The 25650-nt window shown below is 54.7% G+C and carries 20 protein-coding genes and 4 pseudogenes; 16 read left to right on the top strand and 8 right to left on the bottom strand.

The genetic code is table 11. The features are described from left to right. Window positions 1-538: 538 nt before the first annotated feature. From BLW70_RS12545 to BLW70_RS12595, 11 genes and pseudogenes are all read left to right on the top strand, one after another. Complete coding sequence (locus BLW70_RS12545) at window positions 539-1390, top strand: PoNe immunity protein domain-containing protein (RefSeq protein WP_074874370.1); 852 nt, start codon at window positions 539-541, stop codon at window positions 1388-1390. Window positions 1391-1512: 122 nt separating this feature from the next. Further along, window positions 1513-5094: pseudogene (locus BLW70_RS12550) on the top strand (cytidine deaminase-like fold-containing protein); the annotation flags it as partial. A gap of 73 nt (window positions 5095-5167) precedes the next feature. Further along, a pseudogene (locus BLW70_RS30210) lies at window positions 5168-5491 on the top strand (DUF6911 family protein); the annotation flags it as partial. Between the two features lie 92 nt (window positions 5492-5583). After that, window positions 5584-9864: pseudogene (locus tag BLW70_RS12560) on the top strand (hemagglutinin repeat-containing protein); the annotation flags it as partial. Beyond that, a complete protein-coding gene (locus tag BLW70_RS12565; RefSeq protein WP_074874375.1) occupies window positions 9861-10115 on the top strand; it encodes a hypothetical protein in 255 nt (84 codons plus the stop codon). The pseudogene BLW70_RS12560 and the gene BLW70_RS12565, both read left to right, overlap by 4 nt. Before the next feature lie 153 nt (window positions 10116-10268). Continuing rightward, window positions 10269-11498: pseudogene (locus BLW70_RS12570) on the top strand (IS4 family transposase). Window positions 11499-11597: 99 nt separating this feature from the next. Beyond that, the gene (locus BLW70_RS30925; protein WP_218022566.1) at window positions 11598-12080 is read left to right on the top strand and encodes a hypothetical protein; all 483 of its coding nucleotides are present in this window, start codon (window positions 11598-11600) and stop codon (window positions 12078-12080) included. Beyond that, on the top strand, window positions 12080-12628 hold the full coding sequence (locus BLW70_RS12580; RefSeq protein ID WP_074874377.1) for a hypothetical protein: 549 nt from the start codon (window positions 12080-12082) through the stop codon (window positions 12626-12628). Before BLW70_RS30925 ends, BLW70_RS12580 begins: the two co-directional genes overlap by 1 nt. Before the next feature lie 200 nt (window positions 12629-12828). Further along, window positions 12829-13251: a hypothetical protein gene (locus BLW70_RS30215; RefSeq protein ID WP_139273378.1), complete on the top strand. Its 423-nt coding sequence runs from the start codon at window positions 12829-12831 to the stop codon at window positions 13249-13251. 125 nt (window positions 13252-13376) lie between these two features. Further along, a complete protein-coding gene (locus BLW70_RS12590) occupies window positions 13377-13613 on the top strand; it encodes a hypothetical protein (RefSeq protein WP_074874381.1) in 237 nt (78 codons plus the stop codon). Window positions 13614-13775: 162 nt separating this feature from the next. Then, entirely contained in the window at window positions 13776-14336 is a 561-nt protein-coding gene (locus BLW70_RS12595; RefSeq protein ID WP_074874383.1) for a hypothetical protein, read from the top strand. Between the two features lie 61 nt (window positions 14337-14397). Here BLW70_RS12595 and BLW70_RS12600 read toward each other — a convergent pair whose 3' ends face one another. Together BLW70_RS12600 and BLW70_RS12605 are read right to left on the bottom strand one after the other, a co-directional pair. Further along, complete coding sequence (locus tag BLW70_RS12600; RefSeq protein WP_074874384.1) at window positions 14398-14670, bottom strand: hypothetical protein; 273 nt, start codon at window positions 14668-14670, stop codon at window positions 14398-14400. A gap of 328 nt (window positions 14671-14998) precedes the next feature. Further along, window positions 14999-15733, bottom strand: coding sequence for a DUF899 domain-containing protein (locus BLW70_RS12605; protein ID WP_074874386.1), 735 nt, complete (start codon window positions 15731-15733; stop codon window positions 14999-15001). A gap of 177 nt (window positions 15734-15910) precedes the next feature. Between BLW70_RS12605 and BLW70_RS12610 the strand changes: the two genes are divergently transcribed. Continuing rightward, complete coding sequence (locus BLW70_RS12610) at window positions 15911-16303, top strand: transcriptional regulator (protein ID WP_074874388.1); 393 nt, start codon at window positions 15911-15913, stop codon at window positions 16301-16303. A gap of 124 nt (window positions 16304-16427) precedes the next feature. Here BLW70_RS12610 and BLW70_RS12615 read toward each other — a convergent pair whose 3' ends face one another. The 3 genes from BLW70_RS12615 to BLW70_RS12625 form a co-directional block, all read right to left on the bottom strand. Further along, complete coding sequence (locus BLW70_RS12615; RefSeq protein WP_074874391.1) at window positions 16428-17297, bottom strand: DUF6279 family lipoprotein; 870 nt, start codon at window positions 17295-17297, stop codon at window positions 16428-16430. Between the two features lie 80 nt (window positions 17298-17377). Then, entirely contained in the window at window positions 17378-18094 is a 717-nt protein-coding gene (locus BLW70_RS12620) for a TorF family putative porin (protein WP_074874393.1), read from the bottom strand. A 219-nt stretch (window positions 18095-18313) separates the two neighbouring features. Then, complete coding sequence (locus tag BLW70_RS12625; protein WP_017337097.1) at window positions 18314-18502, bottom strand: hypothetical protein; 189 nt, start codon at window positions 18500-18502, stop codon at window positions 18314-18316. 351 nt (window positions 18503-18853) lie between these two features. Between BLW70_RS12625 and BLW70_RS12630 the strand changes: the two genes are divergently transcribed. Continuing rightward, window positions 18854-19690 (top strand): CvfB family protein, encoded by an 837-nt coding sequence (locus BLW70_RS12630; protein WP_008153208.1) that lies wholly within the window; start codon window positions 18854-18856, stop codon window positions 19688-19690. A 207-nt stretch (window positions 19691-19897) separates the two neighbouring features. Next, window positions 19898-20830 carry a DMT family transporter gene (locus tag BLW70_RS12635; RefSeq protein WP_074874395.1) on the top strand — a complete coding sequence of 311 codons (933 nt, stop codon included), beginning with the start codon at window positions 19898-19900 and terminating at the stop codon, window positions 20828-20830. Here BLW70_RS12635 and BLW70_RS12640 read toward each other — a convergent pair. Next, window positions 20775-21956: an MFS transporter gene (locus BLW70_RS12640; RefSeq protein WP_074874398.1), complete on the bottom strand. Its 1182-nt coding sequence runs from the start codon at window positions 21954-21956 to the stop codon at window positions 20775-20777. The two genes, BLW70_RS12635 and BLW70_RS12640, sit on opposite strands and share 56 nt — an antisense overlap. Window positions 21957-22059: 103 nt before the next feature. Between BLW70_RS12640 and ptrR the strand changes: the two genes are divergently transcribed. After that, window positions 22060-22953: a putrescine utilization regulator PtrR gene (ptrR, locus tag BLW70_RS12645; protein WP_074874400.1), complete on the top strand. Its 894-nt coding sequence runs from the start codon at window positions 22060-22062 to the stop codon at window positions 22951-22953. Window positions 22954-23093: 140 nt separating this feature from the next. After that, window positions 23094-23222, top strand: coding sequence for a PA1414 family protein (locus tag BLW70_RS31275; protein ID WP_007914492.1), 129 nt, complete (start codon window positions 23094-23096; stop codon window positions 23220-23222). A 205-nt stretch (window positions 23223-23427) separates the two neighbouring features. Here BLW70_RS31275 and BLW70_RS12650 read toward each other — a convergent pair whose 3' ends face one another. Further along, complete coding sequence (locus tag BLW70_RS12650; RefSeq protein WP_074874402.1) at window positions 23428-24153, bottom strand: MBL fold metallo-hydrolase; 726 nt, start codon at window positions 24151-24153, stop codon at window positions 23428-23430. Window positions 24154-24237: 84 nt separating this feature from the next. After that, on the bottom strand, window positions 24238-25617 hold the full coding sequence (locus BLW70_RS12655; protein ID WP_074874404.1) for a sodium:solute symporter family protein: 1380 nt from the start codon (window positions 25615-25617) through the stop codon (window positions 24238-24240). Window positions 25618-25650: the final 33 nt, after the last annotated feature.

Raw genomic sequence — 25650 nt, forward strand, 5'->3', positions numbered from 1 at the left:
TGGCGAATCAAGGCCTCCTGTCCGTTGTAGTAAATGTTCCGGTTCCCGAAAATTTACAAGTATTTCCTACATTCCGTTCCTGGAATGGCGGGCAGGGTGGCTCTCTCTGGCTGTGGGATGGAAGCGAATCATTTCGGCTGGCGAGAGATTAGCTCGGAAGAGCTAAAACATTCCACAAGAGGTATTATCAGTATTCCATTGCTTGTTGAACGTATTGAAAACAACTACAGGGCAGAGACCCATGAGGTCTGGTGAGTTGTAGAAATTTTGATCGAGAGTGTCAGATTTTTTGTGTGCGGGCCGAAATAAGCCTGATAAACACGAGCGAAGGTAATCAGGCGAGTGAAAGCTGGACGCTGGGGTCCGGCCGGTTGGAAAAGACAGTGGGTGTTGATTCAGCTAGGGATATCGCCACTGCCATAAAGACGGGGGTGGATGGGGCAACCGAAATCCAGGTGCTCGATTCTTTAGGCAAACCAAAGCCCATTGATACGTCCAAAATATTAGCTTCAAAAACAAATCTTTCAGGAGCACAGCCATGATCCGGGACTCAGTCGCGGGCATAAGCTACTGGCGTGAGCGAGTGGCTAAAGATTTTGCCTGGATAGAAAAAGCGGAAAAACTTCTATCTGAGCCATCACAAAATCCAGTGTACGACCCTCAATTTTCATTTGATCTTTCAAGAGATATTTTGCGTCTTATTCTTCGGCGCTATTCCCAAGGCGATTCTGTTTCCGAGATTGGTCAGTTGTTTTCCCAACTTCTCGATACCTGGGAATTGTCGGATGACCTGGCAGACGGAGTGTGTGCCGAACACAATCTGAAAACCTGCCGCGATTGGGTATTCGATTTATCCGACCTCAACCACTATATCTGGTGTTTCTGGCTTGTTGGGCTGGCGCTTGTCTTGCGAATTCCTGACGATCAGTGGAACCGACTGCTGGCCCTCGTTGGTGGAGAAGGCAACGACATCTTGCTGGATCGAATAATCGCCAGTCGCCAGCCATCACGCGTCATTGGAGATGTTCTCCTGCATCAAAAACCCTATGCCCGATTGCTCAAAACCCTAGATGCACCCACTGAGCAACAGGCGATACTGTTGCGGGAGTTTGTCGACAGTTGGTACCCGGAACTCAACCGACGCGGCAAGCAGCAACCGTGGTGGTATCACTACGGTGATCCTGAAAAGCACCCGTTGGAAGCGGGCAGCTACTTTGGACGTTGGTGCATTGAAGCTGTAGCAGCAGTCGTGGCTTTTGGATTAGATGACAGCCAATGTTTGGGGCATCCACATTATCCAGGCGACTTGCTACGCCCAAACGGCCCGAGCACACATACACCGCAGCTAGAAAAAAAGACGAAGAGTTGGCTTAGATTTTTTGGGATTTAGCAAAAAAGCGAAAACCAAACGTTCGAGCCGGAAGGACAAACGGGAACAGACCACGTTTTCCTTAGGGTGGGACAGTACTCCTTCGATTTAAATGTTGTCTGTCCCCGATTCCTCCCCGTGCCGATGACGCCGCGCGTCGCCTCGGCGATGGTCGCTATGAATCCCGCTTGATCAGCGATGCCGTACTGGCCCAGACCGGCCAACGCTTTCTCGCCAACGGGCTTAACGACGATAACGAGCAGTTCCGTTATCTGATGGACAACGCCCTCACCAGCAAAACCGCGTTGAACCTGTCCGTGGGTGTGAGGCTGACTTCCGAACAAGTCGCGGCCCTGACCCACGACATCGTGTGGATGGAAGAGCGCATCGTCGATGGTCAGAAAGTGCTGGTGCCGGTGCTGTATCTGGCGCAAGCCGAATCGCGCAACGTGCGCGGCGGCAGCCTGATCCAGGGCCGCGACCTGACCCTGATCGCCGGCAATGACCTGGTCAACGTCGGCACCCTGCGCGGCACCCACGACCTGTCCGCCGACGTCAAAGGCAGCCTCTATCAGGGCGGTCTGGTCGAAGCCAATGAACGCCTGAGCCTCATGGCCACGGACAGCATTCGCAACGCCCTGGCCGGCGAAATTCGCGGCAACCAGGTCAGCCTCACCACCCTCAGGGGCGACATCGTCAACGACCGCACCGCCATCGCCGTGGGTGAAGGCTCCGGCATGCGCACCCTGGTCGATGACGGCGGCAGCATCAGCGCCCGCGACACGCTGAGCATCAAATCTGGCCGCGACCTGACCAACTCATCGGCCATCAGCAGCGGCGGCGACGCCAGCCTGAGCGCCACCCGCGACCTCAACCTGCTGGCCACACGCAACGAAAGCGAAATCCACGAGATGGAAGATGGCGGCCATCGCTCCACCATCACCACCACCGTGGAAAACCTGGCGTCCAGCGTCACCGCCGGCGGCAACCTCACCCTCGACGCTGGCCGCGACATCAACGTCATCGCCAGCACCGCCAAGGCCGAAGGCAACCTCACCGCCGACGCCAAAGGCGACCTCACCCTGGCCTCGGCGGGCGACGAACACAACGTCGAAACCCGCAGCAAGGACGGCAAAAAACGCGTTCACGAAGAGGACAACCATACCGTTCAGAAAGCGGCGGAGTTCATTGCAAGCGGCAATGTGGTGACCCGCTCAGGACGCGATACCACGCTGATCGCGAGCAAGATCAGTGCGGGGAACGAGGCGTATGTGTATGCCGGTAATGACCTGAATCTGCTGGCGGCGCAGAACAAGGATTACACGCTGTATGACATGAAGGAGAAGGGAGGCTGGGGCGCCGAGAAAACCCAGCGTGATGAAGTCACGCAGATCACCCATGTGGGTAGCGAGATCAAGACCGGTGGCAACCTGACGCTGATCAGTGAAGGAGATCAGCGCTATCAGGTGGCGAAGCTGGAGAGTGGCAAGGACATCACGCTGGACAGTGGTGGGGCGATTGTTTTTGAAGGGGTGAAAGACCTGCATGACGAGAGCCATACCAAGAGTGATGGCGATGCCTTCTGGACCTCATCGAAAGGCAAGGGCAATACCGACGAGACACTGCGCCAGACCCAGATGATTGCCAAAGGCAACATCACGATCAAGGCTGTGGAAGGTCTGCAAATCGACCTCAAAGAGGTGAATCAGCAAAGCGTCAGTCAAACCATTGATGCGATGGTCAAGGCCGATCCGCAACTGGCTTGGTTGAAACAGGCCGAAGCGCGGGGCGATGTGGACTGGAGGCAGGTCAAAGAAATCCATGAGTCGTTCAAATACAGCAACTCGGGACTAGGCCCAGCTTCGCAGATCATCATCGCGATTGTCATGGCGGCTATTGTCGGCCCCGCGGCACTGAGTGCTTTTGCCGGTATGGGGACCGTCGGGGCCGCAGGCCTTGCGGCGGTGGCTACTGGCGCTGCGACGAATGCGACGACGAGTTTTATCAACAATGGAGGGAATCTTGGGGCGGTGTTCAAGGATGTGACTTCCTCGGATGCGCTTAAAGGCTATGTGATTTCGGGTGTGACGGCTGGTTTAACGGCTGGTGTCTTTGACGGCATTGTGAAAACAACCACCAATCCGCTTACGGGCAAAGTCACCGTTGACCTGAGCAGCCTGGAAGGGGTCGGTCGGTTTGCCGGTAATCAAATTCTGCAAGCCGAAACATCAGCGCTGCTGGGCAAGGCACTCGGGCAAGGGGGGAGTGCAAGTGACGCGTTGAAAACGGCTTTGTTCAACACCTTGGCGGCAGCTAGTTTCAATGCGGTAGGTGACTACACGAAAGGAGTAGTTGACGACGGCTCTGTGCAAAAAATCGCTATTCACGCAATGGTGGGTGGGCTGCTGGCTGAAGCGACTGGTGGGGACTTCAAAACTGGTGCGCTGGCGGCAGGAGCGAATGAAGCACTTGTAGGTGTCTTGGATAACCTGGTCAAAGGTAATGACAACCTCTTGACGATGAGTTCTCAGATCGTTGGGGTCTTGGCCGCCACGGCGCAAAAAGACGTTGATGCGAGCACGCTGGAGAAGGCTGCGTGGGTTGCAAAGAATGCTTCGCAATACAACAGACAGTTGCATAGGGAAGATCACGAACTCGCCGAGCAACTGGCTGCGCGCAGTGGTGGAAAGTACACCGTCGAACAAATCGAAGAGCAACTGCGGCTTTCTGGTATCAACGGCACTGACATTCAACCAGGCTACGACGTTGCCACCAAGGATGGTTTTTACGATCCTTCGGCAAAATGGGTCGACTTGGGTAACGGTCAATACGTCCAGCAGTTAGCAAAGCTCGACCTGGATCTCGTAGCCTACATCCGAGCGTCGACCAGCAACTACACTTGGGCGGCTTTCCCCGTTGCACCTGATCATGACTGGAGCAAAACACCGAGTGTGAGTGACGAGGTTCGAGATCGTCTCTCGGGTCGGGTGCTGGATACCCAGGGTGGTTTCCGCTCGTCTGTTCTTGTCGATGGAGAGGCGTTCAATCCACGCTTCCTGCCTTGTGGTGACGCTTCGTGTGTTGCAAGCGGGGCCGGCATTGACCTGAAGGATCCAGAAACTCAGCGCTGGATCAGTGCAGGAAACACGAAGGCGGCAAAAGATGCCTTGGCAGTCGGGTCGCTCGCGCCTTTGCCAATGGCGTGGGTTGGTAAGGTACTGGGATCTGTTTTTGGAAAAGGGGTTGTGAGCGAGGCGATAGGTGGGGGAAGCTCGGCTGTCGTAGCGAAAGGTCTGGGAGAGGCAGGGGCTGCAAAAGGTGTTTCTCCTGTTGTAACTGCAGAGGGAAAGATTGGCGGAGCAACATTTACTGATTTTAATCAGACTGCTCGTCCAGCTTCAGAAGCTAATGCTAGTCAGCCAACCTTGATATCTGATCGGGTAACTGCTAAAGCTGACGCGTCTGGAAAAATCCTGCCAAATGGAAACATGGCCGACGCTCACGCAGAAATAGGTGTAATACAGCAGGCATATACTGCTGGGAAGACTATGGGGGCAAGTATGGAGCTTACTGTCTCTGGTAAAGCAGTTTGTGGGTATTGTCGAGGAGATATTGCGGCGATGGCGGAGAAGTCTGGGCTTACTTCTCTTGAAGTCAAAGAGATTGCGACTGGTAAAACTCTATATTGGCAGCCTGGAATGCGGGCTCTGAGAGAGAGGGATTAGAAATGAAATTGTCATTATCATGGATTGTTGGACTTGGACCTGAGTGTAAGGGGGGAGAACCAAAGATGCCTCTTGGGGTGATATTGAGCTTCATTTAAGAGAAGTATGTGAGACGTCCGGTTCTGTTACATTAGAGATCGTGGATTTTAATGGGTTTGAGCTGTTGAGCTTGCAAGTTGTTGCAGATGATGGGATGTATGCGATGACTTTAGGGGAGGACAATGGTGAAGATTATATTGTTCGGTCTTATCTTAGAGGCAGTAACTCAGGTGCGGTGGTAGATATCCTGGGGGATGCTGTTGATGCCTCAGGAGTTTGTACGGATTTTGAGGTTGTTGTTGATATTTTTAGGCAATTCTTTGAAGAGGGGCGGGTTTCTCGGAGCTTAATGGCTTAATCATCGGAGTAAACGGAGACAGACCACGTTTTTCTTTGGGGCAGGAGCACACTACTTCGATTTAAATGTGGTCTGTCCCCTTTTCCTTCCCGTCGCTGGGCGTCAGCCTGACCTCCGAGCAAGTCGCGGCCCTGACCCACGACATTGTCTGGATGGAAAACGCCGAAGTGAACGGCGAACAAGTGCTGGTGCCGGTGCTGTACCTGGCCAACGCCAACAATCGCCTGGCCGCCAACGGCGCCCTGATCCAGGGTCGCGACGTAACCCTGATCGCCGGCAAAGACCTGAACAACGCCGGCACCTTGCGCGCCTCCAACAACCTGTCGGCCACCGCCACCAACGACCTGGTCAACAGCGGCCTGGTGGAAGCCGGCAATCGCCTCGACCTGCAGGCCGGCAACAACATCGTCAACAAGGCCGGCGGCATCATCGCCGGCCGTGACGTCACGCTCACCGCCGCCCGGGGCGATGTGATCAACGAACGCACCGTCACCACCCACGAAAGCAGCAGCGGCTATCGCAGCGAGCGCACCGACTTCGTCGACAACGCCGCCCGCATCGAAGCCGGCAACTCGCTCACCCTCAACGCCGGACGCGATATCAACAACGTTGGCGGCGTGCTGAAAAGCGGGGCTGACACCACGATCACTGCCGGTCGTGACGTCAACCTCACATCAGCCGAGCAGATCGTCAGCGGCGAGCGCGGTCGGCATCGTGATCAGACCATCACCCAATACGGCTCAGACATTGATGTCGGGCAGGGCCTGAAGGTCAATGCCGGACGGGATATCACCGCTATCGCCAGCCAGATCGACGCCAAACGCGATGTGAGCATGAGCGCTGTCGGCGACTTGACCCTGGCTTCGGCGGCGGATGAGCAGCACTCGTATAGCAAGAGTAAGAAGGTGACCAGTCAGGAAGATCATGTAAGTCAGGTGTCCACCACTGTTAATGCGGGTGGCAGCATTGTCCTGAATGCGGGCAAGGATCTGAACCTGATCGCCAGCCGGGTGAGTGCAGGGGATGAGGCCTATGTCTACGCTGGTAATGACTTGAATCTGGAAACGGCTGCAAACACGGATTACTCCTATTACTCCAAGACCAAGAAAGGTTCTATGGGCAAGAAGAGTTCGACGATGATCGCGAACGGAGGTGAGGAAGCGGTTTCCTCGGCCATTCAGTCCAAAGGCAAAGCGACATTAGTGGCGTTGCATGACATCAATATTGAAGGATCGAAGGTTAACAGCGACGACGCCGAATTGAGGGTCATGGCAGGTAATGACGTTAATCTTACTGCGGCCCAGAACAGTGAGTTCAGCTCCTCGGCCAAATCGAAATCTGGGGGTTTCGGGTTCTCCAGCACCAGCAAAGCGAGCAGTGACTCGTCGAGCAGCACATGGCTAACAGGTTCGACGCTCAGTGGTGATACCACATTAATTCAGGCTGGACATGATCTACTCGTCTCCGCCAGCAACGTGGTATCGACCAATCAAACCATCTTGCAGGCTCGCAACGACGTACTCATTGAAAGTGACACGGAAAGCTTCAACGCAGGCCATAACCAGTCGACCAAAAAATCTGGCCTGATAAGCTCGGGCGGCATCGGTGTCACCCTCGGCTCCTCCAAGAATTCGTTCACGCAATCCACACATAGCGAGACTCAGAAAGGCAGTACGGTGGGTAGCGTGCTGGGGGATGTAAATATCATTGCGGGTAAAAACCTGACGATACGGGCATCCGACGCCATTGCTGGTGGCGACATCAACCTGGCGGGACAAAACGTCAGCATCCTTGCCGCACAGAATCAGAGTTCCACCCAGCAAACTCAAGAGAGCAAGAACAGTGGTTTGACACTGGCGTTGTCGGGCGTTGTGGGCGAAGCCGTTAACACGGCGTATCAAACTGCACAAACGGCCAGACATGAAGATGACACACGGCTGGCGGCACTTCAGGGGGTCAAAGCTGGGCTCTCGGGGTATCAAGCCTATCAGGCCGCACAAGCTCTTAACTCCGGGGCAGAGGCAGGCAGCTTTGTAGGTATTAGCCTGTCTCTTGGCACTCAAAAGTCCAGTTCAACCCAGACTCAGGAACAAAGTGTCAGCCAAGGCAGTGGGCTGACGGCAGGCAACAATCTTCGCATCGTGGCGACGGGTAGCGGTAAAGCTGGTTTCGAGGATGGTGATATCACGATTCAAGGCAGCAAATTGCAGGCCGGCCATGACATGGTGATTGCAGCCAACCGAGATCTCAATTTGCTTGCTGCCGCTAATACGCAAAAAGTCGATGGGTCAAACAGGAGTGGAGGTGGTGCGGTAGGTGTCAGTCTTGGAGTGGGTTCAAGCGGTGCGGGTTTGAGCATTTTCGCCAGCGGTAACAAAGGAGCAGGCAAGGAAACCGGTAATGGTACGACCTGGACTGAAACTACCCTTGACGCTGGTAACAACCTCAAGATTGGCAGCGGACGCGATACAAACCTGATTGGGGCGCAGGCCAACGCTCAGCAGGTGGTCGCGGATGTGGGGCGCAGTCTTACTTTGACCAGTTTGCAGGACACTGACCGTTATGACTCCAAGCAAACCAATGTCAGCGGTGGGGCCAGTTTCACATTCGGCTCCATGACTGCGAGCGGGTCGTTGAGCGTCAGTCAGGACAAAATAAAGTCAAACTTCGACAGCGTTCAAGAGCAAACCGGATTGTTCGCTGGCAAGGGTGGTTATCAAATTAACGTCGGCGAACACACTCAGCTCAATGGCAGCGTGATCGCCAGTACTTCCTCCGCCGACAAAAATACGTTGAGCACCGGGACACTGGGATGGACCGATATCGGTAACAAGGCGGACTTCAGCAGTCAACATCAAAGTGTCAGTGCCAGTAGCAATGGCAGTATGGGTGAGCAGTTCATAGGCAACATGGGTAGTATGCTGCTCGTGGGTGCGAACAACAGTGGCCACGACCGCAGTACTACCCATTCGGCGATTTCCGGGGGGACGTTGGTTGTTCGCGACAAGAATAGTCAGCAGCAAGATGTTTCAACACTCAGTCGAGACGTTGAAAATGCCAATAACGCACTGAGCCCAATCTTCAATAAGGAGAAAGAGCAACAACGCCTGCAACAAGCTCAACTGATCGGTGAGATTGGCAACCAGACGATGGATATCGTCCGGACTCAAGGGATGATTGAGGCGAGAAAAGCGGCTCAGGCAGAACTGACGCCCGATCAGAGAAACATGCCTGGTGCCGATCCCAATGCTTCGTATGAGGATCGCCAGAAATACGTAGCTGTGTTGCAGGCCACCAAAGCTTACAAAACCACAATGGCTACCTACGGGACGGGCGGCAGTTTGCAGCAGGCGGCGCAGGCCGTGACTGCCGCTATTCAAGGATTGGCGGGCGGCAATATCGCCAACGCATTGGTCGGGGCTTCCGCGCCTTATCTGGCTGAAACCATCAAACAAATGACCAAAGGCAACGAGGAGGCCCGAATTATGGCTCACGCTGTATTGGGCGCTCTAACCGCGAGTGTGCAGGGAGGCAATGCGGCGGCTGGTGCAGCGGGTGCTGCTCTTGCTGCGGGCAGTACCGAAGCCATTATGCAGGCGATGTTCGGTACTACAAATGTGAAGGAACTGAGCGAAAGTCAAAAGCAGACCATTTCCGCGTTAGTGACATTGGCCAGCGGTATTGCCGGGGGCGTCATTGGGGGCAATAGCGCGTCCGCTATAGCTGCTGCCCAGGTCGGGAAAAATGCTGCCGAAAACAATGACATGTTTTCCTTTCCTCCTGGAACAGTGGCTTTTAGCCAAGCCGCAACGTCACTTGCTGAATATGGGGTTACTCATGGGTATTCAGAGCAAGAGATTGCCGATGCGCTGAAGGCTCAAAGGGAAGGGGTAGGGTTTGAGGGGCCAAGGCCCGCCAACGCACTTATTCAGGCTTGGGTAGTAATGATTGCAGGCCCGCTGAGCGTAACAGAGCTTTCGGTAGGGATTGCCGCAATGGGCTTGGGCGCGGCTATTTCGGGGGGGGCGAACGCTAGCTACCAGCTAACAACAGGGGAGCCCTTCAGCTATACCGATGCTTTCATTGCTGCGGTTGTAGGTGGGTTAACGCAGGGTAAAGGGTTCGTGGTGACACAAGGTGTTGGCTTGAGCGGCTCATATGCAGGAAGTGTGATAAAAGGTGAAGATCCTACTTATTCACTACTGGGTACTGCTGTGGGGACAACTATAGGATTTAAAGGCGGGCCGATTATATCTGAACAGCTAAAACCACTAGTGGGTGATACCGCTGCTAGTGTTTTTGGGAATATGGCAGGGGCGGGCATGTCAGAGGTTGTAGGGGATGAAGTGAAGTCATTAGGTGATAAGAAATGAAGCCGAAAAAAGTTGGGTTTTATTTGTTTTTTGTGTTGGTTGTCTATGCTGTGATGCTGTTTTATGTCGTGGGGTTGTGTGGGGCAGTTATAGGGGCGACGATTAATTATTTCAAACATGGTATCTGGACCTTTAATGGAAATGATTTTTTGGTTTCATTGAGGTTTGCTCTTGTTTACGGTGTTTGGGGGGGGGCAGGTGTTTGGATTTTTTCAAAAATTGAAGAAGTTAAGAGAAAACGAAAAGGCTAGTGAAAGCAGATTAGAGAAGCAAGTTGGGAGTAAGCAGGGCAGGCCACGTTTTTCTATGTTGTGGAAAATATAGTCTGTCCCTGAGAAATCCCCGATTTTTCCTACGCAAAATCAAGAAGTTAGGAATTGAAGAGACCTGCATGGGTCGGCAGCTTGTATTGCACCACACAAAAACAAGATCCCGATCCCACGCAGGCCATCCGATTCTTACACAGCGCGCTCGCTCAAGCACTTCCCACAATCCATTCTCGCCGTCTGACAACGCTGATGTGTTGTGTCAGCGCATTACTGCAAGGCCGTCGCCTGACGCTAACCGGGCTAGGTCGATGTATGCCAGGCCGGGCCTACCCTAAACATGCCATCAAGCGAGTGGATCGCTTGCTGGGTAATCGGCATCTGCAAACAGAACGCCCATTGTTCTATTGGGTCATATTGCGAGCCTTGCTGGGCTCGTTAAAACATCCGTTGATCCTGGTTGACTGGTCTCGAATTGACGCCGCCGGCGACGCCTTCTTGTTACGGGCAGCCATACCGCTAGCGGGACGTTCGTTTCCCCTCTATGAAAGTGTCCATGAGCGCGAGAGCTGCCCGAAATATCAGAAGCGGTTACTGCAAACACTGGCCGAAATACTCCCTGCCGACTGCATTCCGATCCTCGTGACAGATGCTGGTTTTCGACGTCCCTGGATCAAGGCGGTCGAAGCGTAGGGCTGGTATTACGTGGCTCGTATTCGAAATCGGGAACTCTATCGGAGTGACTTCTCTGAGTGGCAACCGGTGAAAAACTTATATGCGCAAGCCACCTCTTCACCTAAATCATTGGGGTGTGTAGAGATGACTCGAAGCGCGCCTCACTTCATTTATTTGTACTGCGTCCGGCATTCAGCCAAAGGCCGTAAGCATCAACGTGTCACGGGCTCAATCGCCAAAAGCAAACTCAGTCGGCAATCCGCCAGACGAGAGCGAGAGCCCTGGTTACTCGCCAGCAATCTGCCCGAAACACAGTGGAATCCTGCGAAGATCGTGGCGATTTACAAAAGACGCATGCAAATCGAAGAAGGCTTCCGGGATGTGAAAAGTGAGCATCTAGGCATCGGCTTGAATCTGCATCGAAGCCACTGTCCAAGGCGCATTGAAGTGTTATTGCTGATCGCCGCATTGGCCAACTACGTCATTTTCCTGACCGGACTACAGGCACGTGAAGCGGGTCATGAACAGCGTTTTCAGAGCAACAGTGTTAAATGCAAACGAGTGCTCTCGCTGTGGCGATTGGGTCTGGAGTATTGGCGACGCGGCGTGGCTTTGAGCTGTCGGAGAAACCTGGAAAAAGTGGAGCAAGCCCTTCGCGATGAGGTGCATTATCAGGCGCAGGGCTTGGGGTAGATTTGTGGGGATTCCACAGAGACAGACCACGTTTTTCTTTGGGGCAGGAGCACACTACTTCGATTTAAATGTGGTCTGTCCCCTTTTCCTTTCCCGGAAATGGCAATTAACCTGTTGCCGGCTGGGCGGGTTGGGAAGCTGGCCGAGGTTGGTGCGGGGGCAAAGGGGTTCTTTCAAGGCGGTACTGGTGCTTTCCTTGAGGGAGCGGAGGGTGGAGGAGCGCTTGGCAAGTTGACGGACCGACAAGTCAATATTTCAGATAAAGGTTTAAGTATTGTTGAAACTCATCTGGCGCAGTTTGGATCCGTGCCTGAAAATGATCTGATGATTAGTAGATTGCGGTCTGCTTTGGCCGAGGGGCGACCAATAGACGGTGCAGATGCGAGCTTCTATATTCATGAGTTGTCGGAGTCTACAATGATGATGCGAGGATTTGATTATAGTAAGGCACACCAAGGAGCGCTGAATAAGTATCAGGTGTCTCCGTATAGTGTTTATCATCCAGATGTTATTAACGCAATCAACGCTATTGAGCCTGGCTCTTTTAATCCAAATTGGTTGAAGTTTTGGAGTCGTCAGTAATGATGAGTGGTCGCGTTGGGCAATTAGGGGAGCTTCGGATTTGGTATAACGAGCCTCATGTGGCTTTCTGCAGTCTTTTCGATGTTGAAGAAAGTGTTTTATCTTTTTCAAATGTTCGATTTAATAATTCCGTGGAGCGCTCCTTGGTTCTTGAAGTCATGCTCCCTAGAGGGGGACGTACAATATATGGCTTATTGGGTTTGCGTTACTTTCCGTCGTATGGTTCCATGATTAGTATTAAAGTCACAAAGCAGGCTTGTGCTAGTAAGGTGTATCAGGATTCTTTAATTAGTGATTTCGAAACAGTTAATGTTGGTTTGCCTACCATGTACGCCAATGCTTCAGTTGCAGGCTTGAAACGCGCTTTTTCTGATGGTTTGGACGTTGGTCCTGGACTGATTGAGATATGCTATGCAGCCTTTGGAGACGTTTCTTCAAATGAGCAGATATTTGAAAAAATGGGCTATTCGTTGGCTAATTTGTTGTCGCTACAATTAGATGAGATTTCAATAGATGCAGTAGGCGCACTATTGTTAGTTGGTAAGTGAGCGAAAAATAGCGGGTTTGTTTGGTGTCCCATCCTGAATAAAGTTTGGGCCTTCTGATCTATATTCAGAAGGGCATAATGGAGGCGGGAAAAAACGTATAGTCTTCATGGGATGAAAGTGGTGGGTTCATTTGTTTTGATGCAGAGGCCTTAAAAATGTCTTGTTCCCATTGTATTAAATTCCATTGAAGAGGTAGCACTATGTCGGAATTAAAAGATCTTAAAGAGGGTTGTGTTTGTCTTGATGATTGCATAGTGATTAGGAAGGATGTGTCCGTCATTGCCGTTATCAATCAGGGAGTGAAGTTTGATCATGATATAGATATGGGCAATGGTTGGGTGCTGCGATCCAGTCGGCTTCATTTTATTCTTGGGTATGAGGTTAATGTAACTTTCAATTTTTTCAAAGATAGTCTGAAAATGTTCGGCTTTGCGCTGGAAAATGAACATGGGCGTGACCTCGAGCAACTCAAGAAAAAACATGACAATTTTCTGAAAAATTTGCTTGGTGATCCTCAGAAAAAGAATGAAATCTTGGTGGCTTATGAATTTGCTTGGGGGTCTATAACTTCTCAAATAGATCCAAGAGGAGGCTCGTGTAGCATAGAGTTTAATTGGATCTAGTGCGGGAATGGGGGCTGCAGGAATGGGGGCGGATTTATTTGTTTGGCCGATGTGCTGGTCAGGAAATAAATATGTCCATTTTTTTTGGAGATACCCAAGTCTATTAGGCAATTGAGAAGGGTTATATGGCCTTTTATACAGAGATGGATAAGGTCGCAGAAACTGAAGAGTATGTTGAATACACGTTTGGCCGGAACTTGGATGTTGGATTCATTCAGATGGATAAAGATGGTGAATCTATTCGTGTGCTGAAAGAGTGCCCTCTGGATAAAAATGGAGCGTGGTCAAAAAGAGCCGCAACGAAGTTAGTGCGTCTTTGGCGGGAAGGTCATTTTCCTGATAAAACGGAGTGGGCTTCCTGAAGAAATAGAAATGGAACGCCGTTAACCGGCCTTCAGTCAAGGCTAAGGTACGACTCGTGAGAGGGAAGGTAGAAGCGGGTTTATTTTATTTGGCATTGTAGAAAAACAAATCTTTCCACTTCGTTTTTCTACCAGGCATACATTTAATAAGGATATCTAGACGTGAAAAGAATCCCACTGCCAATACTAATCCTGATTTTCACATTGTCAGGCTGCCATTCCAACGTCAGGGACTCGTCCCCCAGTTTGCTGAAAGACGGTATCCAATTGCACCAAAACACGGTAGCTGTCGATGCGCAGCACGCCAAGATCATCATGAAAGCGTCGGGCTACACATTTCCAGTCGAGTTTTCGGTCCGCCGTGCGGCAGATACTGACCAGAGAATGGAAGTGCTTGGGACCGTGGTGGATTCAGGTCAGGGGAAGGTGTTCGGCTGGATTGCCAAACTCAATGAAGTGGCCAACAGCGCCACGGTTAAACGCTTCCCGCAGTTGGAAGTACAGGCCGATGCCGACAAGCCTTTCGAGGTGTCGGGATATTCGAATGGCAGGGGCGCTGGGGGGTCTTATAGTTGCGGTCCGCTGAAAAGCATCTTTACGCCCGAGCGAAGCAAGGTCTATCTGGTGGAGTTCCAGTTTGTGGGTGAGCGCTGTGAGCAGCATGTTTACGATGTCACCCAACCTCAGCAGCGTATTCCCGTGGCGAGCGTACCTTCTGTGTGAAAGGGATTTGTCTATTGCTCACAATATGAAACGGGCGACCCAACAGGTCGCCCGTTTTCATTCACTCCGCGCCTTGCGCCCGCAACCGCCGACCAATCACATCCATCAAATCACAACCGTCCCGCAACGGGATGGCGAGCAGTTTTGAGAAGTCGGACAGCACCACGGTGTCGCAGCCGATTTCTGCGCGGAAGGCTATGTTTTCCAGAACTTGGGTGACGGTGCGGATGCGGTAGTCGGCCATGGCATGCAGGACGTCTAGTGGTGCTTGGGTGTCGATGAGCAGTGATGCCGGGATCAGGTCGATTCCGGTTAGGGGCATGTATCTATCCATAGGTGGAGTCTCTCGTAATTAAAAAGGACTCTCTATGATCAGGTCGCCAAACCCGGTCGTCTTTTGGACGACGGTTTGACTATAAGGATCAGCCACCCACCGGTAAAGAGCGCCGGTTTTGAACTTGATGTAGGGGGAATGTCCTGGTGCGGTCGGACAGTCGCCTGGCAAATTGCTGATGACTAAACACTGCCGACACCTGTGGGAGCTTGCTCGCGATAGCGGTGTATCAGCCGATATCAGTGTTGAATGTTTGTCAGTCATCGCGAGCAAGCTCGCTCCCACAGTGGATTTGCGGTGTTTGGGGATAGTGTATCCGGCAGATGCTCTACTCCCCATGGCAGCAGCTGGATGAGGCTTTGTCTTCATACCGATCGTGAAGCCTCACCCATTCCATGATTTCCTCTTCATTACGCCCCTTAGGTGTCAGGTCTAGGTAGTTGTAAGCCCCGACCAACATATCCAGCCCTCGGGCATAAGTGGAATAGGTGTGAAAAATCTCTCCAGCTTCATTGCGATAAAACACGCTGAGGCCGGGGAGTTCTTCTTCGGCACCGTCGGATTTTTCGTAGTTGTAGGTGGCTTTACCGGCGGTGACGTCTTCTGCTCGGGCCGAGACGCCAAAGTCGTAGTTGAAATCGCAGCCTTCTGACGACACCCAATCGAATTTCCAGCCCATGCGTCGTTTGAAGGCTTGGAATTCGGCGAACGGTGCGTGGGAAACCGCTACCACAGCGACGTCATGATGGGTCAGGTGCTGGTTGGCGCCGTCGATGTGATCGGACAGGAACGAGCAGCCGGAGCAGCCTTCGTCCCAGCCTTTGCCAAACATGAAGTGGTAGATGACCAACTGGCTACGGCCACCGAACAGGTCGGCCAGTTTCAGTTCGCCGTTCGGGCCCTGGAAACGGTACTCCTTGTCGATTTTCACCCAGGGCAGGGCGCGGCGTTCGGCGCTGAGTTTGTCTCGTTCTTTGGTGAAGGCTTTTTCGTGGGCCAGGTGTTGCTTGCGGGCGGCAAGCCATTCTTCTCGGGAGACGACGGGATGATTCTGAATGTTCATTGGGATTCTCCTGCGGCATGCTGGGAGGTGACTTACACAACCTAGTCGTTTGGCCTACGCCCAATTCGACATACCGCTGGTCGATGCTGTTCAAAACCTCGGCTGAACGGCTACGAACCGCGCCGGTCACAACTTATGAAGGCCAACTCACTCGCGGGCACCGGAGGTTGAATCAGGATGACGACTTATAACTGGGATTTGATTGAACGCTTGCTGCATGAGGTGCAGAACGGCGCTGGCCACACTTTCACCCCTCGGCCCTACGCCGAGCAGTATGCGGCGGAGAAAGCGTCGAAAGGTGAGCCGTTTGAGAACCTGGATCACCTGAAAACGGTAGCGGGCGAGTACGAAAAGTTACTGTTGTTACGGGGCTATATCGAGCCTCGGCCAGAAGATCAGGGTGGCAATGGCGAGAACTACATTTTGACGCCTAGGGGCTCGAGTTTGTTGAGCCTGATCGACAGTAGCATTCCAGGAAATGACCATCCGCGGCAGGTGTTGGATGAGCAGGAAGATGCGCTGGATGAGGTGAGGTTTGATGAGATCGCATCGAGGGCGCAGATAGCCTGACGATCACCCCATAACCCCTGTGGGAGTGAGCCTGCTCGCGATTGCGGTACATCAGTAACATCATTGTTTACTGATACACCGCAATCGCGAGCAGGCTCACTCCCACAGGGGATTTGCGTTGCGCTTAGCTCTGTTGTGCTGCTTTCAGGCACTTCAAATCGTTGAAGTCCTTGCGTACCCCTTCTATTTTCTTCAGCAGCCGCTGGCGCTGTTCCGGTGTGCTTTCGGCCATCAAGTCCACAAATAATGCCCGGGCCTGGGCTTCGGTGCTGGCGAAGGCCTGGCGATAAGCGGGCGTCCACAAACTCTCGCGATTGACCAGAAGCGTCTCGATTCGCTGTGGGAATTCTGGACTCTGGCGCTGCGCAACCGCCGCACTGAACTGCTTCTGCCAATGGACTCGGTTGGCGATCCATTGCGTATTCTGGTCACCCAAGGCGGTGGACCACGCGACAACACGCTGCTGCTGGGTTGCGCTGAGCGGGCCGAGCCAATCATTCAGACGTTTTTCCATGCGCCGGCTGCGCGCCTTGATCTGTTGATCGAGAGACGGTTTGAGGTATTGCTCCTGGCGTTTGCGCTGGTCCTTGGCAAAGGCCTCGTTCATTTCCGCGACTTGCTGGTCATTCAGCCCCTGCAACAGCTCAATGGCTGACGGGGTGATTTCCCGGGCGGTCTGGGCGATGGCGGCTTTGGCTTCCTGGGTGCGGGTTTGCAGTGCGGCATCGGTGACCTGGTTCGTTTCTACCATCACTTGCAAGCGATCCAGCCAGTCGAGGTAGTCCGGCAATTGCGTGGTGCAGTGCCAGCTCAGGTGCTCTTTGAGGCGCTCATTAAACCAATCTTTTTGCTCCCCGTTCATGTCCAGGTAGTCGCTGAGCGTCCACGGAATGATCACGTCGAGGTTGCGATAGGCCAGGCCCACGCGGCTGCACGCACCGAGGGCGAGACTGAGGGTGATAACGACGGCGAGATACTTCAACCAGCGCGACATGGGCGAATCCTTTGCGAAGGCCTGGCTTTTTTAATGGGCTTCTTTATGTGAACGCAGGATGAGCCTCGCAGTTCAGCCGATCAGTAAAAGGCGCGTTCGGCCTTGAGGGTGACCAACCCGTCGCATTGGCTGTTGTGCCCGGAATAGGCGGAGCAACTGTTGCCGCTCAAGCTGGAGTCACTGTAGATCAGGTCCAGATCGACGCCCATGAATGGGCGGGAAAGTTTCACTGACCAGTCGGTGAAACTGCCTACATACCCACCGTCGACGGACACCGGCGTGTTGAGCTGGTGGGTGGTGTATTTCATGCTGATCCCGATGCCAAACGGCTGATTGCCACCTAGGTCGGCGAATACGGTGCTGTTCTGTTTGTCCGGGTCGTTGCTGAAGGCCGCGCCGAAGCGGCTGCCCAGAAAGGTCAGGCCACCGAAAAGCTCCTGGCTGTCGAGGGTGTCCACTTTCGGATAGCTGTAACGGATCATGCCGACTTCGTACCCGAGGGTATTATCGAAAGGCTGTTTAAAGCCCATGTAGGAGTCGACTTCAAGGTTAGCCCCTGGCGTTAAACCCATGCTCGGTGCCCATTGGCCCACGTAGAAGCCGCTGTCGTGACTCAGGTCGAGACCACCGTGGAACGAGCCGGTACTGGAAGGTTTGACCAGTCCCTGGGCCATGCTGCGGCTGGGGGTGGTGCCGAGTTTGAGATCGAAGTCGCCCAGTTCACGCTGAAAGATTTGCGCATTGGCGACCGAACACGACAGCAGGGTGCCGAGCAATAAATAGGAGGGTTTGAGCATGCGTCACTCCATGACCGCGAGGTGCAGGCACTAAAAACCTACTGAAACGCTTGATCTAGACGTGTGCAAGCATACCGGCGAATGATCGGCATCGAGGGCCGTTCGTCGATTTTTGAAATATTGGTTTGTTTGCGGAGGTATTGCGAGGAGGGTTCCAGTCCAAGCGCTTCGAAGCTCAAAGCGCTTAGGGACCAGGTGACGCAGCGGATCTTGGGGCCGTTACTTCTTGCCCAGGGTGATCTGCTTGGACGGGCCGAACGTCTGGCCGCTGACGCCTTTGGCAATTTGCTGGATCTCTCCGCCGGACTTGAGGAACGCAGCAATCTGGTTGTTGATCGATTCGCTGGTTTCAACGGCTGGAGCTGGCTTTGCTTTGCTGTTGGATGCTTTTACACGCATGGCGGCCATTAACCTATAGAAAATTAACTTGGCCAGGCATCGTACAGGAAATACTTGACAATTGCTTGGTAAATATCCCCCCGAAATACACAGGGCAGATGAAGAATTAATCACAAGTTATTGTTCTGAATAGGCCTCTAAGCTGCTGTTTTAACTAAGAACGATCGTCAAAAATTACAGTTCTCGGTCTGGCGGACAGGGGCGAAAATCTCCAGGATGGCCTGACGAGCGGCCTGGCGCTTGCGGTAAAACCCAGGAAAATTGAGCCCTTCAGAGGATTTTCTCGCGCCACCGGGCTGGCCAGCGAACGCGGCCCGCAAAACCGGGTAGAATGCCGCCCACGCAATGAGGGTATTGGAAATGGCTTTAGTCGGGCGCTACAACAGTTTGCAAGTGGTTAAACACACTAACTTCGGTTTATATCTGGACGGTGGCGCGGATGGCGAAATCCTCCTGCCTAATCGTTATATTCCCAAAGATATTCCCAGCGAAGATGAAGACTGGCTCAACGTTTTTGTTTATCTGGACAGCGATGACAAACTCATCGCAACTACCGAAAAGCCGAAAGTTCAAGTCGGTGAATTCGCCAGTTTAAAAGTCGTTGAAGTCAACAGCATCGGTGTTTTCCTGGATTGGGGTTTGCCGAAGGATCTGTTGCTGCCGTACTCCGAAGAAAAACGTCAGATGACCGCCGGCGAGTATGTCGTGGTGCATGTCTACCTCGACAAGCACACCCGCCGCATCACCGCGACGGCGCGTCTGGACCGCTACCTCGACAAGACCCCGGCCAACTACACCCCTGGCCAGGAAGTTGATTTGCTGGTTGCCGAAGCCACCGATATGGGTTTCAAGGCGATCATCAACAACAAGCATTGGGGCTTGATCCACAAGAACGAAATCTTCAAGTTCATGCGCGCCGGTAAAGAAGAGAAGGGCTTTATCAAAGAAGTCCGTGCCGACGGCAAGATCAGCCTGAGCCTGCAACCGGTAGGCGAAGAAGCCGCCACCAGCCTGAACTCGAAGATCCTCGCCAAGTTGCGCGACAACAATGGCAGCCTGCCGGTCAGTGACAAGAGCGACCCGACGGTGATCAGCAGTATGTTTGGCGTGAGCAAGGGCAACTTCAAAAAGGCCATTGGTGCGTTGTACAAAAACGGCCAGATCGTCATTCACGCTGATCGCATTGAGCTGAGCTGACTGAGCCCTCGCGTGCATTGAGCCACGCTCAACGCACAATGACGCCGGGAGAGATTTAAAGGTCTCTGGCAGGCTCTTTTTTCTGTCCATCTGGTTAATAATCGACAGCCTGATTTTTCGCCCCGGCGCCGCTTGTTTCGCGAGCAGGCCGGGGCTTTGTTTTGACTGTCGAGTTACTGCCATGTCCTGTTTTGTCGAGAAAGTCCTGTGAGCACCACCCGGCGCAGCGCCGATGGGTTCGCCCTGCAAGTGATGATTGGGTTGTGCCTGATCTGGGGTGTTCAGCAGGTGATGATCAAGTGGGCGGCGCCAGACATCGCGCCGGTCATGCAGGCCGCCGGGCGCTCGGGTATTTCCGCGTTGCTCGTAGGATTGTTGATCTGCTGGAAGGGCGGTTGGGATCAAGTGGGCAACACCTGGCGCGGTGGACTACTGGCTGGCGCGCTTTTTGGCCTGGAGTTCTTCTTCATTTCCGAAGGCCTGCAACTGACCACGGCCGCGCATATGTCGGTGTTCCTTTACACCGCGCCGATCTTCACCGCATTGGGCGTTCATTGGCTGTTACCGAGTGAGCGTTTAAGGCCGGTCCAGTGGCTGGGGATTTTCCTCGCCTTCGTCGGGATCGCCATCGCCTTTGCCGGTGGGGTCTCGTGGGACAACCTCGATCACCGTATGTTGATGGGCGACGCGCTCGGCGTGCTGGCCGGCGCGTCATGGGGGGCAACCACGGTGGTGGTGCGCGCTTCGCGTCTGTCGGAAGCGCCGGTGACCCTGACGCTGTTCTATCAATTGATCGTCGGTTTCGTTGGCCTGTTGCTGATTGCGATCCTCAGCGGCCAGGTCACTCACGTCAGCCTGACCACCGTGGCGGTGGCCAGTGTGTTGTTCCAGGGATTGGTGGTGTCGTTCTTCAGTTACCTGACCTGGTTCTGGTTGTTGCGCCGTTATCTGGCGGCGAATCTGGCGGTGTTTTCGTTCATGACGCCGCTGTTCGGCGTCACGTTCGGTGTGGTGTTGCTGGGCGAAGAGCTGAGCATCAACTTTGTTGTCGGCGCGGTGCTGGTGTTATTGGGCATCACTTTTGTCAGTGCTGAGCAGTGGGTGCGCCGTCGCTTGCGCAAAGCCCTTGGGCAGAGCTGACCGGGCGCAGTAACAGACCGCCAGCGACAATCAATCCGCTACCGGCGAACACCAGCGCGGGCTGCAGTCCACCGCTGAAGTGGCTGCTCAATGCGGCCAGCAACGGTCCGGCGAGCTGGCCCACGGCAAAGCACGCCGTCAGCAGCCCGGCATTGCGCTGGGTGGCGTGGGGCGCCAGTTCCCGGGAGCGTTGCATCACCAGCTGCATGCAGGCCAGGAACGGCGTGCCGCAAAGGATCACGCCCAACGCCAGGCCTGGGCCGCTGCCCAACAAACAGGCGAAGACCCCGGCGGCTTGCAGCCACAATGTCGCCATCAGCCAATAACGAGTGCCATGTGGGCGTTGTCGACGCAGACTTACCAGCACCACCCCGATGGCCGAAGCAAGACCAAAGCAAGGCCAGAACAAATCGGCCAGCCATTGGCCATGGAACTGCGCGTTGGCCATTTGCGAGAGGAAAGTGGCCGGAATGATGTAGCCCAAACCGTACAGCCCATAGACGACACCTAAACGGCCGATGCCATGATTGCCCGAGCCGGCGACGCTGGGGGCGGTGACCACTGTCGTGGCCGGTTGCGGCAGGAACGGCAGAATCCCCAGCAGCATTGCCAGCCCGACGCCGGCATATACCAGCCACAAGGCTGCAGACGTCTGCCCCAGGAGGTTCGATGCCAAGGCCAGCAAACCCGTCAGAAAAATCCCCAAACCCGGTCCGGCAAATACCAGGGCGCCAAGCCGTGGGCGTCCGGCCGCCGCGGCCAGTGGCTGGCTCAACGCAGTGATCATCACCAGCACCCAGGCACTGGCCACACCGGTACCAAACCGCAGCGCCAGATGGGACCAAAAGCCGTTGGCCCAGAACGAAGCCAACGTCAGCAATACACAGAGCCATAAACCGCCCAGCAACCGTCGACGTACTTGCTCGGGACGGCGAGAGATCATCGCATCTACTGCACCGACGAAATAGCCGAGGTAGTTGGCCGCAGCAATCAGACCGGCGGCGGTCAGGTCGATCTGACCTTCGCTGAGCAGGTGCGGCAGCTGCGGCGTGAGGGCGAAACGCCCGATGCCCATGGCCATCATCAGGGCGATGAAACTGGCGAGTAAGCGAATCAGAGGAGGCATGGTCTGAATTCCAGCTGAGGATTAATGACCGTCAGGCTAGGACTGATTGACTTTCTTTTAAAATGAATAATAGTGAGTAACTTGTTCTGATTTGGAGAAAGGTTTGGAATTCAGCCAATTGCGGATTTTCCAGGCAGTAGCGGAGGAAGGTTCCATCACCCGCGCTGCCGAACGCCTGCACCGGGTGCCATCAAATCTGTCGACCCGGCTTAAACAGCTCGAAGAACAACTCGGCGTAGAACTGTTCGTGCGTGAACGTCAGCGTTTGCAGTTGTCTCCTGCGGGAAAAGTCCTGTTGGACTACACCGCCAAGCTGTTCAATCTGCGCGACGAAGCTCAGGCGGCGGTGCAGGGCGGGCAACCGGCCGGAGACTTCGTGCTCGGCACCATGTACAGCACCGCGGCGATTCATCTGCCGGGGTTGTTGGCGCGCTATCACCGCACTTACCCGGCGGTGAACCTGCAAGTGCAGTCCGGGCCAAGCGGTGAATTGCTTGAAGGTTTGCTCACCGGGCGTCTCGATGCGGCGCTGGTGGACGGTCCGCTGGAACTGGCCGGGCTCGACGGCGTGCCGTTGTGCGACGAACGGCTGGTGCTGATCAGCGAGGCCGATCACCCACCGATCCTCAGCGCGCTGGATGTGGAAGGGCGGTCAGTGTTCACTTTTCGGCAGGGATGTTCCTACCGCATGCGCCTGGAAGCCTGGTTCTCCCATTACCACGCGGCCATGGGCCGGGCGATGGAAATCGAGTCCTATCCGGGGATGCTTGCCTGCGTGATCGCAGGCTCAGGCGTGGCGCTGATGTCGGAGTCGATGCTCGCCAGCCTGCCGGGCCGCGAAAGCGTGGCGGTGCATCCGTTGGTCGAGCCATTTGCCAGTGCCACCACGTGGCTGATGTGGCGCAAAGGCATGGTGGGGGCGAACTTGAATGCCTGGCTTGAACAGCAACAATTGGTCTATCCGTCGGCGCCGAGTCAGGCTCGGGAGATGGCTTGAACTATCGGTCAGGTATTTTGATCAATTCAGTAACAGATCATTGCGACTTTGGGCGAGCATTGCGTAGGACTTCGGACTATTATCAGTGCGAAGTGGCTACAGAATTTTTGGCTACTCGGCACTACCCTGAAGGGGGCACCATGAAAGAGAAAATCCAAAACTGGCTGCACGACCTGGGTGTTGCACTCGGTTTGATCGAACCACCTCTGCAACCTGTGCCTATTCGCACCGACGACGAACAACGCCGACGCCAGCAGCGCCGCCGGTAACTGTCGGCCTGGTTGTGGCGAGGGGATTTATCCCCGTCGGGCTGCGAAGCAGCCCCCAGACCATTCAACCGGGTTGAGTCTGGTTTCCCGCGTCAGTCGATTTGCGACTGCTTCTCAGCCGGACGGGGATAAATCCCCTCGCCACAGGACGGCGTGTCCACTGGTTAATACTGATTAGCAACTGGCGACTATTAGACACCCCGCATCAGGCGTGCAAGCGCTGCCATTCGTCAATCATCGTGCGCAAATGCTCCCCGGAAAAGCTTCCGAAGTGCCCGCCATGCACCGTGCGGATCGGCAACTCGCGCAAACGCCGCAGGCTGCGGGCGTAGTCGTCGAGGTTGGAATGGTAGGCGTCTTCGATCAGCGGCCCGTCGTAGATGATGTCGCCGCTGAACAGGGTCTCGGTCGCCGCTTCGTAAAGGCTGATCCCACCCGGTGAATGCCCTGGTGTGTGCAGCACTTGCAACACGCGGTTGCCCAGATCCAGCACGTCACCTTCTTCGATCAAACCGGTGGCCGGTGCAGCTTTGACCCGATACTCGGCGTAGCACAACGGGCAATCCGGGTGCGCCTCGAACATTTCATCGCCGACAAACGCCGCGCTCAAGGTGTTTTCACCGTTCGGTGACGCGAGGATCTGCGCTTCAGCCGGATGCACCAGTCGTTCGGGGAATTCGTGATGCCCGGCGATGTGGTCGAAATGGCAATGACTGGCCACGGCGACCAGCGGCCGTTCGGTGATCCATGGCAGTTGCTCGCGCAGGCTGACCAGCCCGGAGCCGCTGTCGAGCAGCAGGTCCTTGTCGCGGCCCTGAATGTGCCAGAGGTTGCAGCGATAGAAGGGGCGGATGTAAGGCTCGTGAATCAATCGAATGTCGTCACTGAGCTGTTTCACCTCAAACCACTGATCGCGAGAAACAATCTTCATCAAAGGTTTTCTCCAGACGAAAAAAACGGGTGTGGCAACCGACGCCACACCCGTCGAAGAAAGCATCAAGTCGTTATGGAAAGCTTAGGCGGCGCTGGCCACCCCTGCCGGACGACGGGACAGCAAGCTGACCACCACGAAACTCACCAGGCCTACGCCGAGGCTGTAGTAGATCGGGGTGTTAGCGTCCATACCGTCCTTGAACATGAACACCAGCGCGGTGGCGAAGCCCAGCGCCATGCTGGTGATCGCACCGGCCGTCGTGGCGCGTTTCCAGTAAATGGCACCCATCAACGGGATCAGCATGCCGCCCACCAACAGGTTGTAGGCCAGGGTCAGCGCGCTGATCACATCATTGACCACCAGAGCGATACCCAATACGGCGATGCCGGTCAGCAGGGTAAACAGGCGATTGACGCTTACGTTCGATTGTTTGCCGCCGCGCAGTTTCGGCAGCAGATCTTCGGTCAGGGTCGTGGATGCGGCGAGCAGGCCGGCGCTGGCGGTGGACATCATGGCCGCCAGTGCCGCAGCGATGACCAGCCCCCGGATGCCATCCGGCAAGGACACTTTAACGATGGCGGCAAAGGCATTGTTGACGTTGTCCAGATCCGGAATGAGCACATGAGCAGCCATGCCGATCAGCGCACACACCAGGCCATAGACAATGCAGTAAATACCGGCCGATGTACCGGCGTACCTGGCGACTTTTTCGCTTCGTGCGGTGAACACCCGTTGCCAGATGTCTTGACCGATCAGGATGCCGAAGAAGTAGATCAGGAAGTACGTGATGATGGTGTCCCAGCCGATGCTGGTGAAGTTGAAGCTGGCGGCCGGCAATTGGGCAACCAGTTGATCCCAGCCACCGACACGGTACAGGCAGATCGGCAGCAACAGGAACATCAGACCCACGGTCTGGATCCCGAACTGGACGATGTCGGTCAGGGTCAGGGACCACATGCCACCGATGGTCGAGTAAATCACCACCACACCGCCGCCGAGCAGCACCGAGAGCCAGAATGGCAGACCGAAAAGCACTTGCAGCACGGTGCCGATCGCCAGGATCGAGGTCACACCGATCATCAGCGCATAGGCCAGCATGATGGTTGCGCTCGCGGTACGAGCCATCGGGTTGTAACGCTTTTCCAGCACCTGGGTGACGGTGAAAACCTTCAGTTTCAGCAGCGGTTTGGCGAGGAACAGGTTCAGCGCGACGATCCCGCAACCCAGTGCGGCGCACAGCCAGAAACCGGAGATGCCATGAACGTAGCCCAGACGCACGGTGCCGACGGTGGATGCACCGCCCAGAACGGTCGCGGCCATGGTGCCCATGTAGAGACCAGGGCCGAGGTTGCGACCGGCGACCAAATAGTCTTCGTGGGTCTTGGCCTTGCGCATGCCGTAGTAGCCGAGTATCAGCATCGCGGCGGCGTAGATGAGTACGACGAATAAATCCAAAGCCATGATGGCGTGTCTCCGATTGTCTTTTTTATGGTG

It is taken from the genome of Pseudomonas frederiksbergensis (assembly GCF_900105495.1).
GTDB lineage: Bacteria > Pseudomonadota > Gammaproteobacteria > Pseudomonadales > Pseudomonadaceae > Aquipseudomonas > Aquipseudomonas frederiksbergensis.

What these genes read in the sequence shown, in the direction of transcription:
- BLW70_RS12545 (WP_074874370.1), top strand. Translation starts at nt 539, where the DNA reads ATGATCCGGGACTCAGTCGCGGGCATAAGCTACTGGCGTGAGCGAGTG.
- BLW70_RS12565 (WP_074874375.1), top strand. Translation starts at nt 9,861, where the DNA reads ATGAAGCCGAAAAAAGTTGGGTTTTATTTGTTTTTTGTGTTGGTTGTC.
- BLW70_RS30925 (WP_218022566.1), top strand. Translation starts at nt 11,598, where the DNA reads ATGGCAATTAACCTGTTGCCGGCTGGGCGGGTTGGGAAGCTGGCCGAG.
- BLW70_RS12580 (WP_074874377.1), top strand. Translation starts at nt 12,080, where the DNA reads ATGATGAGTGGTCGCGTTGGGCAATTAGGGGAGCTTCGGATTTGGTAT.
- BLW70_RS30215 (WP_139273378.1), top strand. Translation starts at nt 12,829, where the DNA reads ATGTCGGAATTAAAAGATCTTAAAGAGGGTTGTGTTTGTCTTGATGAT.
- BLW70_RS12590 (WP_074874381.1), top strand. Translation starts at nt 13,377, where the DNA reads ATGGCCTTTTATACAGAGATGGATAAGGTCGCAGAAACTGAAGAGTAT.
- BLW70_RS12600 (WP_074874384.1), bottom strand. Translation starts at nt 14,670, where the DNA reads ATGGATAGATACATGCCCCTAACCGGAATCGACCTGATCCCGGCATCA.
- BLW70_RS12605 (WP_074874386.1), bottom strand. Translation starts at nt 15,733, where the DNA reads ATGAACATTCAGAATCATCCCGTCGTCTCCCGAGAAGAATGGCTTGCC.
- BLW70_RS12610 (WP_074874388.1), top strand. Translation starts at nt 15,911, where the DNA reads ATGACGACTTATAACTGGGATTTGATTGAACGCTTGCTGCATGAGGTG.
- BLW70_RS12615 (WP_074874391.1), bottom strand. Translation starts at nt 17,297, where the DNA reads ATGTCGCGCTGGTTGAAGTATCTCGCCGTCGTTATCACCCTCAGTCTC.
- BLW70_RS12620 (WP_074874393.1), bottom strand. Translation starts at nt 18,094, where the DNA reads ATGCTCAAACCCTCCTATTTATTGCTCGGCACCCTGCTGTCGTGTTCG.
- BLW70_RS12625 (WP_017337097.1), bottom strand. Translation starts at nt 18,502, where the DNA reads ATGGCCGCCATGCGTGTAAAAGCATCCAACAGCAAAGCAAAGCCAGCT.
- BLW70_RS12630 (WP_008153208.1), top strand. Translation starts at nt 18,854, where the DNA reads ATGGCTTTAGTCGGGCGCTACAACAGTTTGCAAGTGGTTAAACACACT.
- BLW70_RS12640 (WP_074874398.1), bottom strand. Translation starts at nt 21,956, where the DNA reads ATGCCTCCTCTGATTCGCTTACTCGCCAGTTTCATCGCCCTGATGATG.
- BLW70_RS31275 (WP_007914492.1), top strand. Translation starts at nt 23,094, where the DNA reads ATGAAAGAGAAAATCCAAAACTGGCTGCACGACCTGGGTGTTGCACTC.
- BLW70_RS12650 (WP_074874402.1), bottom strand. Translation starts at nt 24,153, where the DNA reads ATGAAGATTGTTTCTCGCGATCAGTGGTTTGAGGTGAAACAGCTCAGT.
- BLW70_RS12655 (WP_074874404.1), bottom strand. Translation starts at nt 25,617, where the DNA reads ATGGCTTTGGATTTATTCGTCGTACTCATCTACGCCGCCGCGATGCTG.